Source organism: Allopusillimonas soli (genome assembly GCF_004153445.1).
Lineage (GTDB): Bacteria > Pseudomonadota > Gammaproteobacteria > Burkholderiales > Burkholderiaceae_B > Allopusillimonas > Allopusillimonas soli.
In genome coordinates this window covers 434,654-451,540 of record NZ_SDQC01000001.1, presented here as the reverse complement: position 1 = coordinate 451,540, position 16,887 = coordinate 434,654, and the positions used below count along the sequence as shown (strand labels likewise).

16 protein-coding genes are annotated in these 16,887 nt (G+C 61.5%); 7 read left to right on the top strand and 9 right to left on the bottom strand.

The window, feature by feature from the left end; genetic code table 11:
* Positions 1-228 precede the first annotated feature (228 nt).
* Positions 229-357: a hypothetical protein gene (locus tag ERD78_RS20090; protein ID WP_257216460.1), complete on the top strand. Its 129-nt coding sequence runs from the start codon at positions 229-231 to the stop codon at positions 355-357.
* A 190-nt stretch (positions 358-547) separates the two neighbouring features.
* On the top strand, positions 548-1,480 hold the full coding sequence (locus ERD78_RS02205) for a glycosyltransferase family 2 protein (RefSeq protein WP_129967611.1): 933 nt from the start codon (positions 548-550) through the stop codon (positions 1,478-1,480).
* 27 nt (positions 1,481-1,507) lie between these two features.
* Here ERD78_RS02205 and ERD78_RS02200 read toward each other — a convergent pair whose 3' ends face one another.
* The gene (locus ERD78_RS02200) at positions 1,508-2,029 is read right to left on the bottom strand and encodes a hypothetical protein (protein ID WP_129967609.1); all 522 of its coding nucleotides are present in this window, start codon (positions 2,027-2,029) and stop codon (positions 1,508-1,510) included.
* Between the two features lie 150 nt (positions 2,030-2,179).
* Between ERD78_RS02200 and ettA the strand changes: the two genes are divergently transcribed.
* From ettA to ERD78_RS02185, 3 genes are all read left to right on the top strand, one after another.
* Entirely contained in the window at positions 2,180-3,853 is a 1,674-nt protein-coding gene (gene ettA / locus ERD78_RS02195; protein ID WP_129967607.1) for an energy-dependent translational throttle protein EttA, read from the top strand.
* Positions 3,854-3,906: 53 nt separating this feature from the next.
* The gene (locus tag ERD78_RS02190; protein WP_129967605.1) at positions 3,907-4,500 is read left to right on the top strand and encodes an isochorismatase family protein; all 594 of its coding nucleotides are present in this window, start codon (positions 3,907-3,909) and stop codon (positions 4,498-4,500) included.
* A gap of 104 nt (positions 4,501-4,604) precedes the next feature.
* Complete coding sequence (locus ERD78_RS02185) at positions 4,605-4,829, top strand: glycine zipper 2TM domain-containing protein (RefSeq protein ID WP_129967603.1); 225 nt, start codon at positions 4,605-4,607, stop codon at positions 4,827-4,829.
* A 94-nt stretch (positions 4,830-4,923) separates the two neighbouring features.
* Here the strand turns inward: ERD78_RS02185 and ERD78_RS02180 are convergent, their stop codons facing one another.
* From ERD78_RS02180 to ERD78_RS02150, 7 genes are all read right to left on the bottom strand, one after another.
* Entirely contained in the window at positions 4,924-6,033 is a 1,110-nt protein-coding gene (locus ERD78_RS02180; protein WP_129967601.1) for an alpha-hydroxy acid oxidase, read from the bottom strand.
* 7 nt (positions 6,034-6,040) lie between these two features.
* Positions 6,041-6,721, bottom strand: a complete 681-nt coding sequence (locus tag ERD78_RS02175) for a Fe2+-dependent dioxygenase (protein WP_129967599.1) — start codon at positions 6,719-6,721, stop codon at positions 6,041-6,043.
* Between the two features lie 40 nt (positions 6,722-6,761).
* Positions 6,762-9,026: a TonB-dependent receptor gene (locus ERD78_RS02170; RefSeq protein WP_129967597.1), complete on the bottom strand. Its 2,265-nt coding sequence runs from the start codon at positions 9,024-9,026 to the stop codon at positions 6,762-6,764.
* Between the two features lie 175 nt (positions 9,027-9,201).
* Positions 9,202-9,468: a cell division topological specificity factor MinE gene (gene minE / locus ERD78_RS02165; RefSeq protein WP_129967595.1), complete on the bottom strand. Its 267-nt coding sequence runs from the start codon at positions 9,466-9,468 to the stop codon at positions 9,202-9,204.
* A 2-nt stretch (positions 9,469-9,470) separates the two neighbouring features.
* Positions 9,471-10,286, bottom strand: coding sequence for a septum site-determining protein MinD (minD, locus tag ERD78_RS02160; protein ID WP_129967593.1), 816 nt, complete (start codon positions 10,284-10,286; stop codon positions 9,471-9,473).
* Positions 10,287-10,398: 112 nt separating this feature from the next.
* On the bottom strand, positions 10,399-11,223 hold the full coding sequence (gene minC, locus ERD78_RS02155) for a septum site-determining protein MinC (protein ID WP_129967591.1): 825 nt from the start codon (positions 11,221-11,223) through the stop codon (positions 10,399-10,401).
* Between the two features lie 13 nt (positions 11,224-11,236).
* Positions 11,237-13,003, bottom strand: a complete 1,767-nt coding sequence (locus ERD78_RS02150; RefSeq protein ID WP_129967589.1) for a glutamine--tRNA ligase/YqeY domain fusion protein — start codon at positions 13,001-13,003, stop codon at positions 11,237-11,239.
* A gap of 107 nt (positions 13,004-13,110) precedes the next feature.
* On the opposite strand from ERD78_RS02150, the gene ERD78_RS02145 reads away from it, so the two are divergent.
* Together ERD78_RS02145 and ERD78_RS02140 are read left to right on the top strand one after the other, a co-directional pair.
* Complete coding sequence (locus tag ERD78_RS02145) at positions 13,111-14,454, top strand: cytochrome ubiquinol oxidase subunit I (RefSeq protein WP_129967588.1); 1,344 nt, start codon at positions 13,111-13,113, stop codon at positions 14,452-14,454.
* Entirely contained in the window at positions 14,451-15,536 is a 1,086-nt protein-coding gene (locus tag ERD78_RS02140) for a cytochrome d ubiquinol oxidase subunit II (RefSeq protein WP_129967586.1), read from the top strand. The genes ERD78_RS02145 and ERD78_RS02140 overlap by 4 nt, the downstream gene beginning before the upstream one ends.
* On the opposite strand, the gene ERD78_RS02135 is transcribed toward ERD78_RS02140, so the two are convergent.
* Positions 15,505-16,887, bottom strand: a complete 1,383-nt coding sequence (locus ERD78_RS02135) for a sensor histidine kinase (protein ID WP_245152296.1) — start codon at positions 16,885-16,887, stop codon at positions 15,505-15,507. The two genes, ERD78_RS02140 and ERD78_RS02135, sit on opposite strands and share 32 nt — an antisense overlap.

Genomic DNA, 16,887 nt, shown 5'->3' with positions numbered 1-16,887 from the left:
ACCGACACGCGTTCTCCAGCACCCATCATAAACGCTTCGGCGGCATCACCCCAGCGCCATTGCGCTGTTCCGGCTCGAGCGGCTGCGGCCGATATTCGGGAGCGCTGCGGCGCGCTTGGCGCAGGATTGTGCATCGGCGGCAAATTCAGGATAAAATCATATGTTTACCGGATTTTGCGGCGCTGCTGGTTCTGGCATCGCCCTGGGCATATCAGATCGGAGATCATCATGGCAGAAATCAAACGCACGCGTCGCAATACTCTTGAGCGCCGCTGCCTGGGCAAGGCATTCAAGCGCCTTTTTGTGCGCCAACCCAAGGGCGTGTTCAAGATGCTCGAAAAGGTCAAGCGCGCCTGAGCGGCGACTGATGGCCGGCATTCATGTCAGTTTTGCAAAGATCATGCCGGGTTAACCCGGTAGCGTCTGTATCCTGATGTAATGTTGGCAAAAAACCGCAGCCTTCAAGGGTTGCGGTTTTTTTTTGGCCTATCATCAAGGCGTGAATTATAAGAACTGCGGGTATGGCATAACCAAGGCGAAGTTGTCTATGGCTGGCTGGCGTCATTTATTTTGCATTGTTACGCCCACTTATAATCGGGCGCATACGCTGGAGCGCGTCTATCATTCGCTGCGCGAGCAATCCTTCCAGGATTTCGAATGGGTCATCGTGGATGACGGCTCTACGGACAACACGCGCGCCATGGTCATGGGCTGGCAGCAGGAAGCCAGTTTTCCCATCCACTACATGTGGCAAAACAATCAGCACAAGAAAACGGCGTTCAACCGCGGCGTGAGAAAGGCAAGCGGCGAGCTTGTGGTGGCGCTGGACAGCGACGACAGCCTGGATGCCAATGCATTGTACAGCATGGCCACGGCCTGGGGAGAAATTCCGCCGAATGAGCGCGACCGCTATGTGGCTATTACGGGCCTGTGCGCGCGTCCCGACGGAAGCATTGTGGGCGATATGTTTCCCGCCGATGTATTCGATGCCACGTCGCTGGACATGACATTCAAATACCATGTGCGGGGCGAGAAATTCGGATGCCTGCGCACGGACGTGTTGCGCCGCTTTCCCTTTCCGGAGGAGATCGCGGGATTTGTGCCCGAGAGCCTTGTCTGGCGCGCCATTGCGCGTGCCGGCTATCTGACTCGCTTTGTCAATCAGGTGTTCAGGGTGTATTACGACAGTGCCGATTCCATTTCGCGTCAAGGCCGGGACGGGCAGCAGCATGCGCTCGGGCTTTGGTTGCTGGCGCAGGATACGGTGATGGAGTGCTTGCCGTGGTTTCGGTATCGTCCGCAAGCGTTTCTGATGGCCGGTGCGCGCTACACCCGCTTTTCGCTGCTTATGCGGCACGGGCGGCAGGCCCGGCCGCGTGGACGGCGGCTCAGGGGCATCGGGCCGCGCCTGCTGGTCGGCCTGATGTGGCCGCTGGGCGCTCTGCTGTATATTCGTGATCGCATCCGCACATCGGACTGACCTCAAGCCTCCGGCCAGCGCTACGGTTCAGGCTGCCGGACCATGGCTCCCGGGCACGTCGCGCGCAGGCGCTCCATCGCTGCCTTCGCCCTCATCGCCATCCTCGTCCTCATCTTCGTCGTCTTCCGCCGAGATGATTTCATCGTCTTCCATGGCAAAGGGCAGGACCTCCTGCAGTGTTTCGGCCCAGGCAATTTCATCGCCGGTCTGATCCAGCTTGATGAATCGAAGCCCGTCCAGGTCGGTCAGCTGTATGGCCCACAGATATTCGCAGGCGTAGACATCGCCGTCCAGGATTTCCATGCCGCCCTTGCTGCCCAGCAGCCGCGCGCCTTGGCCCCCGATTTGCACTGTGACCAGGTCGTTTGCGTCCTCGCCCACGTCTAGCGGCACCGCGAATATCACCCATTCGAAGCCTGTTTCCCGCGCGTCCATGACTTCGGCAAGCACGGGCTTGCCCATGTAGGCGCTAAGCGCATCCGCCGTCTGTCCGAGCAGATCGAGCTCATCGGCTGTGAAAACAAGCGGAGCGATAGGTGTATTGGTCATGAGGCCCGTCCGGTGAATCTGGACAAACAGGTATTTTAAGTCACCCATCCCGGCGCCGGAACCCTTTGTTTCAATGCTTTCACCGCCCTTTATTTTTCTGCCCGGCCTACAATCGGGGCTTTGTTTCAACGATTTCTCATTTGTTTTGCCATGGCCCAATACGTATACACCATGAATCGCGTCGGCAAAATCGTGCCGCCCAAGCGGCAGATCCTGCGCGATATATCCCTGTCATTCTTCCCAGGCGCCAAGATCGGTGTGCTGGGCCTGAACGGATCGGGCAAGTCCACACTGCTCAGAATCATGGCGGGTGTCGATAGCGAGATTGAAGGCGAGGCCATCCCGATGGCCGACATCAAGATCGGCTATTTGCCCCAGGAACCCGTGCTCGATCCCGCCCATACCGTGCGTCAGGCGGTGGAGGAGGGCTTGGGCGATGTATTCTCTGCGCGCAAGCGGCTCGATGAGGTCTACGCTGCCTACGCCGAGCCGGACGCCGATTTCGACAAGCTGGCGGCCGAGCAGGCCGAACTCGAGGCTGTCATTGCGGCCGCGGCTTCGAGTGGCGCCGACGATATCGACCATCAAATGGAAATCGCCGCCGACGCGCTGCGCCTGCCTTCTTGGGATGCCATCATCGGCAATCTGTCCGGCGGCGAGAAGCGCCGTGTTGCGTTGTGCCGCCTGCTGCTGTCCAAGCCCGACATGCTGCTGCTGGACGAACCCACCAACCACTTGGACGCGGAAAGTGTCGAATGGCTGGAGCAGTTTCTGCGTAAATTCCCGGGCACGGTGGTGGGCGTCACGCACGATCGGTATTTCCTGGACAATGCCGCCGAATGGATACTGGAGCTGGATCGCGGACACGGCATACCCTGGAAGGGGAACTACAGCTCCTGGCTTGAGCAGAAGGACAATCGCCTGAAGCAAGAGGAGGCGGCCGAATCGGCCCGCCAGCGCACGATCAGAAAGGAGCTGGAATGGGTAAGGCAGAATCCCAAGGGGCGCCAGGCCAAGGCCAAGGCGCGTTTGTCCCGTTTCGAGGAATTGTCGTCGCACGAATACCAGAAGCGCAACGAAACCCAGGAAATCTTTATTCCCGTTGCGGACAGGCTGGGCAACGAGGTGGTGGAGTTCGATGGGGTCAGCAAGGCATACGGCGACAGACTGCTTATCGACAACCTAAGCTTCAAGGTGCCGCCGGGCGCCATTGTGGGCATCATCGGGCCTAATGGAGCGGGCAAATCGACACTCTTTCGCATGATTGCGGGCAAGGAACAACCCGATTCGGGCGCATTGAAGCTGGGCCAGACTGTGAAGCTGGCCTATGTGGATCAGTCGCGCGAGTCGCTGCCCGACGACAAGAGCGTATTCGACGCCATTGCGGACGGCGCGGATCTGATTACCGTCGGCCGCTTCGAGATGTCGTCCCGTGCTTATCTGGGGCGCTTCAATTTCAGGGGCGCGGACCAGAACAAATTGGTCGGTAAGCTTTCCGGCGGCGAGCGCGGCCGTCTGCATCTGGCCAAGACCCTGATCGCGGGTGGCAACCTGCTTCTGCTGGATGAGCCGTCTAACGATCTGGACGTCGAAACCCTGCGTGCGCTGGAGGATGCTTTGCTCGAGTTTGCCGGCAGCGTCATGGTCATCAGCCATGACCGCTGGTTTCTCGACCGCATTGCCACGCATATCCTGGCGTTCGAGGGCGATTCCCAGGTCGTGTTCTTCGACGGCAACTATCAGGAGTACGAGGCCGACAAGAAGCGCCGATTGGGTGAGGAGGGCGCCCAACCACGCCGCATTCGCTACAAGGCGCTGAAATAGTTCCGATTCGGTTATCGTAGGCGCCTGCACGGCCATTGTCGCAAGGAGGCCCCATGCCCACGCTGAGCACTCACGATTCCATGTTGTTGCTGGTGGATATGCAGGCGGCATTGCTGCCGGCTGTCCACGATCACGAGGGCCTGCTGTCCCGTACCGAGAGGCTGTTGCGTGCCGCCCAACTGCTGGGCGTGCCCGTGTTCGCCACTGAGCATTGTGCGGACAAGATAGGCGTCACCTGCCCGCAGCTCGGGAAGCTGGTGGATCATGTCATTCACAAGACACATTTCGATGCCACCCGCGAAGCCCATTTCCTGGCCGAGCTGCCAAGGGGTCGCAGCCGTATATTGCTGTTGGGCGCCGAAGCGCACATATGCGTATTGCAGACGGGCCTGGGCCTGGCGCAGCAGGGCCTTGCGCCAGTGCTGGTCACCGATTGCATCGGCTCGCGGAGGATGGCCGACCATGCCGCGGCTTGCGCCCGCTGGGCGCATCACCGGCTGGAAAGCATCAGTGCGGAAATGGCCATGTATGAGTGGCTGGGTACGCCGGCCCATCCGCAGTTTCGGGATGTGTTGGCGCTGGTCAAGGCGGCGGTCGACGCGGATCCGCCTGCGGCGATCCCCCAGCGGCCAGGGGAACCCGATTGAAACAACTGTTTCCCATGCTCACAAGGTGATGCTGGAAGTATTGGCGTCTGCTGGCCAAATCGGGTAACTTATACATGTAACAGCATTGCATTTGGAGAAAACACATGAAACTGGTCACTCTCGGCAAATTTGGCGCGGCAGGTCTTCTGGCGTTTGCAATGGCCGGCTGCTCTTCCTGGGACAACATGAGCCATCGCCAGAAGAGCACTGTAACGGGCGCCGGTCTCGGCGGCCTGGCTGGCGCCGTGGTAACGGGCGGCGGTGTGCTCGGCACGGTCGGGGGTGCCGCCATCGGTGGCGTCATTGGTGATCAGGTAGGCAAGCACTAGGCCAGGCCAGTGGGCTGGGCGGCGATCCGCGCAAAGACGGGACACGTCCTCTGATAAAAAAAGCTTCCTCGGCGGGGAAGCTTTTTTATTGCCTTCAAGGCCAAATCACGTCCGGGCCGATGTCGTCGAGGCAGCGGCAGCCGGTCAGCGCCATGGCGACTTCGAGTTCGCCGCGCAGCATCTGGATGAGATGGGCGACGGCGGGCGCGCCCGCCGTCGCCAGCGCGTGCAGCACAGGACGGCCTATCAGCACTGCCCGTGCGCCCAGCGCAATGGCTTTCAGGATATCGGTGCCGCGTCTTATGCCGCCGTCCATCAGGATGGGCAGGCTGTTTCCGACGGCCGAGGCGATGGCGGGGAGGGCTTCTATGGTGGCGGGCAAGGTATCCAGGCATCTCCCGCCATGATTGGACACAATGAGGCCATCCAGGCCCAGTCCGGCTGCACGCTTGGCATCGTCAGGGTCCATGATGCCTTTTAGCCACAAGGGGGCGTTGATCTGTTCACGCAGCCAGGCGATGTCATCCCAGGTCGGTGCGGCGTCGAGCATGCCTGTATCGAACAAAGGCTGCCCGCCCAGCGGGGCAGGCTTGGCGTGTGCGGGCGCAAGCCCATCCAGATGGACCGGCCGGATATCGGCGGGCATGCGAAAACCGGCGCGCACTTCCGCGTTGCGCACGCCGTTGACAGGCGCATCCACTGTCAATACCAATGCGCGCGCTCCGGCGTTGAGCGCCCGATGCGCCAGGGCCAGCGTGTCCCGGCGCTGGGCTTGCGCGTACAGCTGAAACCATAGCAGTGGCGGCGTGGCGGTGCGCTGCAGGGCCTCGATGGCCGTGCCTGACTGCATGCTGAGCACCATGGCGGTGCCGGTGGCTGCGGCAGCCATAGCGGTGGCGTGCTCTGCGTCCGGGTGCGCCAGGGCCTGGAAGGCGGTCGGCGCAATGAAGATGGGGTGCGCATGCATATGCCCGTGCAGCGAAAGGCGCGTATGGGCGCCGCCCAATGGACGCAACACCCTGCTGCGCAGGCGGATGGATGCGAAGGCGGCCTGGTTGGCGCGGGCTGTGATGCCATCCGCGCCGGCGCCGTCGAGATAGCTCCATGCGCCGGCGTCCATGTGATCGCGCGCCCAGATTTCATAGTCGGCGGCGCTGGCGATACCCGGCGGGACGGCTGGGGAAGGCGAAGTGGCGGACTTCATGGTGTGCTCACAATTCGGACCACATGCGCAGGAGATTGTGGTACACGCCAGTAAGCTGCGAAAGGATTTGTGCCGACGCTCCGGCACGCGTAAGCCGTTGTATGGCGACATCCTGTTCGAAGAGCAGGGCACGCTGCGTGTCGCTTCTGACCAGGCTCTGTGTCCAGCAAAAGGCGGCGTAGCGCGTCCCGCGGGTGACAGGCGCCACACGATGCAGGCTGGTACCCGGGTATAGCACGGCATGGCCAGCGGGCAGCTTGACCTGTCTTTCGCCGAAAGTATCGTGAATGACCAGTTCTCCGCCTTCGTATTCCGCTGGATCGCTCAGAAACACGGTCGTGGAGATATCCGAACGCACGCGCTGGGGCGAACCCGGTACTTGGAAAATGGCATTGTCGATATGGTCGCCATACTGCCCGCCGCCGCGATACCGGTTGAACCGCGGCGGCAATATGCGCAGTGGAAGCGCGGCGGACATGAACAAGGGGTCTGCGGTCAGCGCGGTGACAATCTGCCGTCCCAGTTCATCAGCCAAAGGATGATCCAGTGGCAGTTGTTCATTGTCCTTTGCCTCCATGGCAAGATGGCCAGCGGTGCTGCGGCCGTCCGTCCATTGGGCCTGTTCCAGGGCGGCCCGGCACGTTCGCACCTGCGACGCGTCGAGCAGCCCGGGTAGTGCAAGCATCATGCCGGATATTCCCCCTGTATGCCATGCAGGGCGGACGCCGTCAGTAGCTCAAGCTGGCGCTGAGGATGAACTGCCGGCCCGGGCCGAAATCCGCATGGTGATTGCCGTTATTATGCGCATAGTAAACCCTGTCGGTCAGGTTAAGCGCATTGAGCTGCAGGCTCAGGGCCTTGCTGACCCTGTAGGCCGCCATGGCGTCGAAGCGCCAGTGCGAGGGTATATAGGTGCCATTCGCGCCGCCGCCTGCCGATCCCGTTGTGCCGGAGCCGCCGTACATCTTGCCCACATAGTAGGCGCCTGCGCCCACGGTGAACTGAGGGAGGACACGATAAGTGCTCCACAGGCTGAAACTGTGCTTGGGCGTGTTGGCCAACGGATCGCCCTCATTGACGCTGTCATAGGCGCCATGCACGAGTTCGCTGTCCATGTAGGCATAGCCGCCGTATACACCCCACTTGGGGGTGATCTGGCCTGCGACACCCAGCTCAAAGCCCCGCACCCGCGTCTCGCCTGCCTGGGCGAACACATCAGGCTCAACCTCGATCTGGGCGTCGCGCCGCTCGTTCTGGAACAGGGCTGCCGTCAGGCTAAGGCGTTCATTCAGTACATTCCATTTTGTGCCCAGTTCCAGTGTCCGGCTCTTTTCAGGCCGCAGCACGCTGGTATCTGCGGACAGGCTGTCCTGGTCGCCGCCGCTCATGCTGGGGGGCGTGGAAGCCGTGGCGTAGCTCAGATAGACGCTGCCATTGGGCGCCGGCTTGTAGACCAGTCCCAACTGGTAGTTGTACATGGTCCATGATCTGTCGGTGGATTGCGGTCCCGAGGCGCCTCGTGAGACGTAGTCCCCCGAAATGGTGTAGTGATCCACCCGCACGCCTGCGTTGAGCTGGAATTGCGGCGACAGGGTGATGCTGTCAAACAGATAGGCTGCCTTGGTGGTGGATGTCGTATCCTGGCTCAGTGGCCCCTTTTCCAGTGATCCGGTCCAGGGATCGCTGGGATTGGGGTTGTACAGCGGCGTGCAGTCGAGCTTGCCGGCAAAGACCGAGGGGCATGCCGACCCGGTTATGGTATTGACTTTATAGCTGGCGTTCTTGTTGGTTTCGCGCGACAGCTCGATGCCTGCCGTGAAGCTGTGCTTCAGGCTGCCGGTCTCCAGCTTCCCGGACAACTCGGTTACGTTGGCAAGCATGGTGCTGCGTTGCCAGCGCGATTTCGTGCCGCGCAGCAGCCAATATTGGTTGGTGGGTGCGTCAAAGGCCACGGAGCCGTCGCCGGGGTTGGTCACCACATAGTCGTTCAATGTCTCGCCGTAGCGTGTTGCATTACGCAGCATGAGATTGTCGGCAAGGTCGTGTTCCAGTTCGATGGTGCCGATGTCGGCCTGGGTCTTGCGATAATCCCGATCCAGAACGCCGTAGAAGGTGTCGCGGTCCACATCCAGTATGCCGGTGTCAGTCTGGTAAGGGAAGTCGCGGTTCGCGTTTTCCCTGATGACAGGCACGCCATAGTCCGACATGCCATCCGTCTGATAGTGATAGTAGCTGACGAACACGCGGGTGTCCGTGCCCTGGCCGAAGGAGAGCGTGGGGGCAATGCCGAAGTTCTTGTAGTCGACTTCGTCGCGCCCAGGGAAGTCGCCGCGCGCGCCCATCACATTCAGGCGAAAGGCCGAGGTATCGCTCATTTTCCAGTTGCCGTCGGCGGTGGCGCGCAAGTAGCGGTCGGTGCCGATGCCCAGGGTCGCGCTGGCGGCATCGCGAAGGTGCGCATGCTTGGTGCTCAGGTTGATGCTGCCTCCGCCTGTGCCCCGTCCGCCCAGCGCCGAGTCGGCGCCGCGCACGATCTCGACGTTTTCCACATCGAACATGTCGCGTGTCTGGCCGCCCGAATCACGAATACCGTCGACGAAAATATTGCTGGCCGATGAGGCGCCGCGTATGAATGGCCGATCGGCCAGCGGCTGGCCACCTTCACCCGCGCCGAATGTGATGCCCGGCGCATTGCGCAGCACGTCCTCCAGGGAGGTTGCGGCGGTATCCTGCATAACGGCCTGTGGGATGATCTGAACGGACTTGGGCGTATCAACGAGCGGTGCCGTGAATTTGGCTTGAGACGCCTCCTGCACCTGATAATCGTGCTCCGCATTGCCTTGAACTCGAACTGGGCTCAGTGTGGCGGGAGAGGGCGGGTTAGCGGCTGTTTGAGCTTGAACGGCGGCAGGCAGAAAGGCGGCAGGCGTTGCCAGCGCCAGCGCCAGGGAAGACCCCAGCAGTGTGCGCGACGGCAGAGAAGAGGAGGACAAGACGAAATTCCCTAAAACATGTTATTAAAATAAGAATTATTCGCATTCTATTTGTAAATACTTACAATAAGCTGAATATAAGGTTTGTAATGGTCATAAATGACGGTGTCCTGGTCGCGATCAAAAAAAACGCCTGGCTGAGCCAGGCGTTTTGACGCAAAGGAAGCGGAGCGGATCAGGCCTTGGCCGTGTCTACCTGCGGCATTTCGATTTTCACCTCAAGGATTTCCAGGGAATCCTGGCGATCAAGGTTGACCTTGATGTCGTCGGGATTGATCTTGACGTAGCGCGAAATCACTTCCACCAGCTCTTTTTGCAGGCGCGGCAGGTAGTCGGGCGTGGTTCCGTCGCCGCGCTCGTTGATGAGAATGAGCTGCAGACGGTCGCGCGCCACCGAGGCGGAGGTTTTCTTCTGGCTGCGGAAAAAAGACAGCAAGGACATACTTATTTCCCCCCGAACAGGCGCTTGAAGAGGCCGGGTTTTTCATAATCGACAAAGCGCAGGGGCTTTTCTTCACCAAGATAGCGTGCCACCACATCCTGATAGGCCATGGCCACCTCGCTGTCGCGCAAGTGGATGGCTGGAATGCCCTGGTTGGACGCCTGGAGGACCGATTCCGACTCTGGAATAACGCCGATGAGCTTGATGCGCAGGATGTCTTCGATATCCTTGAGGGACAGCATTTCGCCCTCGGCTACGCGCTTTGCGTTATAGCGCGTGAGCAGCAGGTGCTCCTTGATGGGTTCGTCACTGTTCTCGGCGCGCCGGGACTTGGCCGACAAAATGCCCAGGATGCGGTCGGAATCGCGTACGGAGGATACCTCGGGGTTGGTAACCACGAGTGCGTCATCGGCGAAGTAGGCCGCCATCAGGGCACCGGTTTCAATCCCCGCGGGCGAATCGCACACGATGTATTCGAAATCCATGCCCGCAAGATCCTCGAGCACCTTGCCCACGCCCTCGCGCGTCAGCGCGTCTTTGTCGCGTGTTTGTGAAGCCGGCAAGATGTAGAGGTTCTCGAGCTGCTTGTCGCGGATGAGCGCCTGGTTGAGGCTGGCCTCGCCCTGAATGACGTTGACGAAATCATAGACCACGCGGCGTTCACAACCCATGATGAGGTCCAGGTTGCGCAGGCCGACGTCAAAGTCGATGACAACAGTTTTGTGGCCCTTCATGGCCAGCCCCGCGGAAAAACTTGCGCTGGTGGTTGTTTTGCCCACCCCGCCTTTGCCGGAAGTCACCACAACAATTCGCGCCATGACGATAAATATCCTTGTTGGTTTTCAAATCACGTAATCGTAATGCAAATCCGCGCCCCTGTATGCGCGGCTTGCACTAATTTAAATTTTGCTGTCAAGAATACAGGATCTGTTACTTGACCAATGCGTCTATCTTGAGTGTATCGTTTTGCAGGCTGACGATGGCAGGCTGGTTTTGCTGGCCCTTTTCAAGCCGTGTTTCAATGACGCGATACACGCCCGCAATCGCCAGGAGCTCGGGATCGAGCTGCGTGGTGAAGATGCGGGCGGCGGTGTCGCCGCGCGCTCCCGCCATGGCCTTGCCCCGCAACGGTCCATAGACATGGATATTGCCGTCGGCGATAACTTCAGCACCCTGGCTGACCACGCCGATGACAATCAGATCCGTATTGCGCGCATAAATACGTTGGCCCGAGCGCAGCGGCCGGTTGATGACCATGGCGGCGGGCGCCATCTCGGGCATGGCCGGCGGTGTGTCGGGTTCCGGGCTCTTGGCCGTCTTGGCTGCCCGCGACCCGCGCGAGCTGGCCGGGGATACTTCGGGCTCTTGCGGCGGTGCGACCACAGGCACTTCCGCCTCTGGGGCCGGGGCAGGCGTGGGACGCTGCACCGGATTGGCCAGGTCCACAGCGGCCAGGCCCGCTTGACGGGCGTGCTCAAGGTTATCGCCCTCAGCCACGACGCCTACCGGATGCAGGCTGTGATTCCGCAGCGATTCGATGAGTGCGGGCCAATCTATGGGGCCGTCCAGCCGGCTGGCATCTATGACAACAGGCTCGTTCTCGAAAAAAGAGCCGGCATCGTGCATGCGCTGGTCCAGCGCGGCCAGCAAGGCACTGTTGTCATTGCTGTTGAGCACCACCCGCACCGCGTACAGGGTGGCACTCTTGAAATCCAGCGCGGGCTGGGTTTTGGATGAGGTGGATGTATCGCTCACTGAAGGTCTGTCCTTATTTGACGTGCGCCCAGGAGTCTTTGAGCGTGATGGCGCGATTGATGATCGGCTTCTCCGGCGTAGAGAGTTCGCGGTCGGCCACGAAATAGCCCAGGCGCTCGAATTGCCAGACGGTTTCCGGCTCGGCGCGGGTGCCCGGCTCCAGCCAGCCTTGTCGTACATGGCAGGAATCGGGATTGAGCGCGTCGAGGAAATCCTTGCCCGCGCCATCGGGATGGGCATCGTTGAACAGGCGGTCGTACAAGCGGACTTCCGCAGGCACCGCATGCGCCGCGCTGACCCAGGTAATATTGCCCTTGACTTTGACCGAATCGGCGCCCGGTGTCCCGCTCTTGGTGTCCGGCAGGTATTCGGCATGAACCTCCGTGACCTGGCCGCTGTCATCCTTGACGAAGCCGGTGCAGCGCACGATGTAGCCGTATTTGAGCCGGACGGTGTTGCCCGGGAACAGGCGGAAATATTTTTTGGGCGGGTCCTCGCGGAAGTCGTCGCGTTCTATCCAGAGCTCGCGCGAAAGCGGAAACTCGCGCGAACCGGCTTCCGGTGCATGTGGGTTACGGGGCGCATGGCACAGCTCGGTTTGCCCCTCGGGGTAGTTCGTGAGTACCAGCTTGAGCGGATCCAGCACCGCAACAGCGCGGGGCGCCACGGGATCCAGATCGTCGCGCAGTGCCTGTTCGAGGATGCTGTAGTCGATGCGGGAGTCGGCCTTGGAAACGCCCAGCCTCTCGCAAAACAGCCGGATGGCGGAGGGCGTATATCCGCGCCGCCGCAGGCCGGCGAGCGTGGGCATGCGCGGATCATCCCAGCCGCTGACGCGGCCTTCGCGCACCAGTTGCAGCAGTTTTCGCTTGCTGGTGACAACATAGCTGAGATTCAGGCGGGCGAACTCATGCTGGTGTGGCAGGGGACGGGCCAGTTGTCCAAGCTCGGCGAGCCGTTCCAGTATCCAGTCGTAGAAGGGCCGCTGATCCTCGAATTCGAGGGTGCAGATGCTGTGGGTGATGCCCTCCAGGGCATCCTCCACTGGATGCGCCCACGCGTACATGGGATAAATGCACCAGGTGGATCCTGTGCGATGGTGCGGTGTATGGCGGATGCGGTACAGCACGGGATCGCGCAGGTTGATATTGGGCGAGCCCATGTCGATGCGTGCGCGCAGGGCCATGCTGCCATCCGGATGCTTGCCATCACGCATCTCGCGCAGCCGCAGCAGGGATTCTTCCGCTGGGCGGCTGCGCCAGGAGGAATTGACACCCTTCTCCGTGAGCGTGCCACGGCTGGCGCGCATTTCCTCGGGACTTTGCTCGTCGACGTAGGCATGGCCGGCCTGGACCAGCGCCTCGGCAAAGCCATACATGAAATCGAAATAGTCGCTGGCGAAGTAGCAATTGTCTTCGCCATTGAAGCGCCAGTCGAAGCCCAACCAGCGAACCATCTCTATGATGGCGCGGACGTATTCGTCCTCTTCTTTCTCCGGGTTGGTGTCGTCAAAGCGCAGATGGCATGCGCCGCCGTAGTCCTGAGCCAGGCCGAAATTCAGGCAAATACTCTTTGCGTGGCCGATGTGCAGATAGCCGTTGGGTTCGGGCGGAAACCGGGTGCGGATGCGGGCCGTATCGGCCGGCGCATCGGCATGGACGTCCGCCGGACCGGGTTTGCCGGCCCAGCGCTTGCCGGCGTAGCGGCCCTGCGCCAGGTCGCTGTCGATAATGGTGCGCAGGAAATTCGAGGCGGGGGGTGGGGTGGGCGCAGATGTCATTCTGGGTGGAAACGCGAAAACAAGCAAAGTAAACATTTTGCCACGTTCGCGAACTTTTGCCCGTCGTATGACTTTACAAACCCGCTTCTGGCTCTAAACTAGCGGCCATGACGCAATCGTCGACCTTGTGGTTATCGCAGATCCAGTTCTTCGCCAGCCTCGCTTTCATGCTGCTGTTCCTTGCTCTCGAGCTGGGTCTGGCTTGGATGCTGGCCTACATGCGCGTCCGTTCGCTGGCCTCGCCGGTTTCGCCCTGGATGGGCGCCTACCGGTTTTGGGTGCGGGTGTTCGCCTTGGCTTCATTCGTTGCGTTCGCCGCGAGCATACCGGTCATGGTGCAACTGGGCAGCCTGTGGCCCGGCCTGCTGGGCAAGATCGGCGATGTGGCCGGCCCGCTCCTGGCCGCTGGCCTGGCCACGGTATATGTGTTCAAGACCTGTTTTCTGGGCGCAATGCTCTTCGGTGAAAGACGGCTGTCGTCCCGTGCACACGCGGCTGTCGTGGTCCTGGTGGCCGTGGGTTCCACCCTGATGGTGCTGTGGCTGGTCGTGCTGGTTTCCTGGATGCACATCCCGGCAGGGGCGCAGTTCACCGAAGGCCGGTATCAGGTCGAAAACTGGCTGCAGGTGGTTTTCAACCCCGCTTTTCCGTGGTACGCGGGGCTCTATCTCCTGGGCAGCCTGCTGTGCGCCGCCTTCCTGGTCATTGCCGTCGTGGCCGTGCAGTCCCTGCGCAGGCCCTCCGAGCCCAGCGAGCGGCTCGCGTTCCGTATGGCCTTGCGTGTCGCCTGTGCCTGCATTGTGCTGCAAGGCCTCTGCGCCGCCGGCGATGGTCTGGTGGCTGCCCGCTATTTGCCTGCCAAGGCCGCGGCGGTGTCCGGGTACTGGCACAGCGGTCACGCCCCCGATATGGTGCTCTTCGGCTGGCCCGACGCCGGCTCGGCCCGGAATCGCGCAGCCTGGTCGCTGCCCGAGGCCGGCAAGCCCTGGCTGGCACGTGACGATGACGGCAGGCCTCGGGGGCTGGACCAATTTTCAGGCATGGCCCCTCCGGTCGCCGCCACATTCTGGTTCTTTCGCGCCGCCGTCCTGACGGGACTGGCGCTGGCGCTGGTCGCGGGCGTCACGCTGGTGCGCATCCATCGGTCGGCCTACGATCCGGGTGTCCTGTCCCGCGCATGGCGGCATGTGCTTGGCGCCACGTCATTTATGAGCTGGATATTGATATTGGCCGGCCTTGCCTACATTCTCCTGGCGGCCTACCCGTATGCGGTCACCGGCACCATCACCGTGGCTGAAATCGCAGGATCCGCCGATTTCTCTCTACTGGCCTCCGTACTGGTTGCCAGCCTGCTTCTGTATGGCCTGTTCATTGCGGGGTTCTTGCGCATGGTGCGCCATATTGCCCGCTATGGGGTCGTACCTGTGGCACGTCATAGGGGGCGGGCATGATCGACGCGTTGGCTCAGGCCCTGGGCTATGGGGCCACCGATCCGGCATTCTGGATGCCGCTGGTGCTCATGGGGCTGCTTTATCTGGTGATTATCGCGGCAGCGGTGCTCGACGGCTTTGATATCGGAGTGGGCTGTCTCGTGCTGTTTGCGCCCCTGCAGCTCAGGGGGCGCATGCTCGAACTGCTAAGCCCTTGGCGCGATGCCAATGAGTTCTGGCTTTTCCTTGGACTGGGCCTTTTTGTGGCCGCTTTTCCGGGGGCGGTGGGTGCCATCATGGGGCAGCTGTATCTGCCTTTGGCGCTGCTGTCCTTGGGCGTGCTGCTGCGCTCGATATCTTTCGAGATGCGTCTGCGCGCCCCCCGGCCCCGGCAAAGCCGCTGGATGGGCGGATTTGCCGCGGGTTCTCTATGCACGGCGCTCGCTCACGGGATGCTGCTGGGGCAAATCGTTATGCCGCTGGAGGATGCGCCAGATTTCATCTGGTTCATGGTTTTCATGGGGATTTGCGTATTTGCCGCATACTGCATGCTGGGTGCAGGCTGGCTTATCATGCGCGAGGGTGGGGCGCTGCGCGCGCGCGCTGTATTCTGGGGCCGCCGCGCCATCCGCTGGATGGCTGCGGGCGCCGTGGGCCTGACCATCATGCTGGCGTTCGCCAACACAGGTGTTTTCCTGAAATGGAGCGATGGCCAGCATCCGCTTGCCGTGCCCATATTATGGGCGAGTCTGCTGATCTGTTTCGTTTCCACCGAAATGTGTCTGCAGCGAATGATCAACAGCAGCTTCCGCAATACGGCGCTTCCTTTTTCGATGACCCTGGCCATCTTCCTGATTGTGCTGGGCGGACTGGGCTACAGTTTCTTTCCCTTTTTGGTGCTCGACAACATTACCATATGGGACGCAGCGGCCTCGGTGCCGTCGCTGACGCTGGTGTTGTACTGTGCCGTCATCGCGCTGCTGGCCGCCCTGGTATTTAATATCCGCGTGTACTGGCGCATGTTCGGCCTATCGAAGCGTCCCGAGCCGCCCGCCTATCCTGGCCACGCGGTCAAGCAGGGAGCCGGGGAACCGAAATCCTGACCATGAGGCCGCCGCTGGCGGCTTCGTCGAGCGCCATCTCGCCATGGTGCGCGCGCACGATGGCGTCCGCCAGCGCAAGGCCCAGGCCCACGGAGCCGGTGCGTGTGCGCGCATCGTCCAGGCGGGAAAAAGGCCGCAAGGCTTCCGCCCGACGTTGGGCGCTGATGCCCTCTCCGTGGTCGGACACTTCGATGACGGCCATGTCTCCATTTGTTCGCAGGCCCACTTCCACAGGCGGGGCTCCGTGGTTGTGGGCATTGGTGATCAGATTGTCGAGCAGGCGCCCCAGCGCGGAACGATCCCCTTGTATCCACACGGGTTGCACGGCGCACGGCAGCATGGAAACCGGACTGCCGACGCTTTCCCAGGCATCGACCTGTTCCTTCAGCCAGGCCCTGAGATCCATGCGGGCAAAATTGTAGGAACCGGGATCAGACCCGCGCACAAAACCGATGAACTGGTCCACCATGCGCTGCATGTCCTGCAGGTCTTTGCGCATGCCTTCTCGGAACGGCGCATCCTCCACCATTTCTATGCGCAGCCACATTCTGGATAGCGGGCCCTTGAGATCGTGGGGAAGCCCGGCCAGCAGGGTGCGCTGCACGGCGCTGGTTTCAGCCAGCGTGTCCTGCATGGCGTTGAAGCGTTCGGCCAGGGCCCGCGTTTCACGCGGCCCCGACGGTGTGACCCGCTCTGGCTGCCCAGCGGCCAGTCGGTCCGCGGCCTGGGCCAGCCGGGTTAGCGGCCGTGTGATATGCCAGGAGAAGGCGGCCGAAAGCAGGAGCAGCAGGCCCATGCCGGTAAGCCAGACCACGATGACCGGCGTGGCCACGGGTGGTGCAATCCGGTCTAGCGGGATGACAAGCCACTCGCGGTTATAGTTGCCTTCGTCCTCATCGATGTCAGGCAGCAGTGAAATATACAGTCGGGGTTCGGGGCCGCGAGAGAGCGCCACGCGGGTGCCGTCGTTCAGCCTGGCATTCAGCGCCTTGACGAAGGCGCGCAGATTGTCGCGTATGTCGTTGGCCTGCGGAGGCGGGCGTTGGGGGCGGTGCCTGGGTCGGTGCTCTTCGACACTGGCATTGGAGGGCAGATTGCGCGACCAGAGCCGCCATTCGTTCTGCGATGCGCGCTGCACGAAATCGGCGCGCTCACGGGACGGAATTTCGGCCAGCGATGCGCGCAGGGTGCGGATCGTGGTCGCCGTGAGTTCCACGGCGACTTCTTCGGTGAACTTCTTGCGGAAGTACGCCACCGACGCAAAAGTGGCCGCCTGCACCAGCAGAATGGTGCCCAGCGTGAGCAGCACCATGCGGGAATGCAGAGACAGGGGCAGCAGGGAACGCCACAT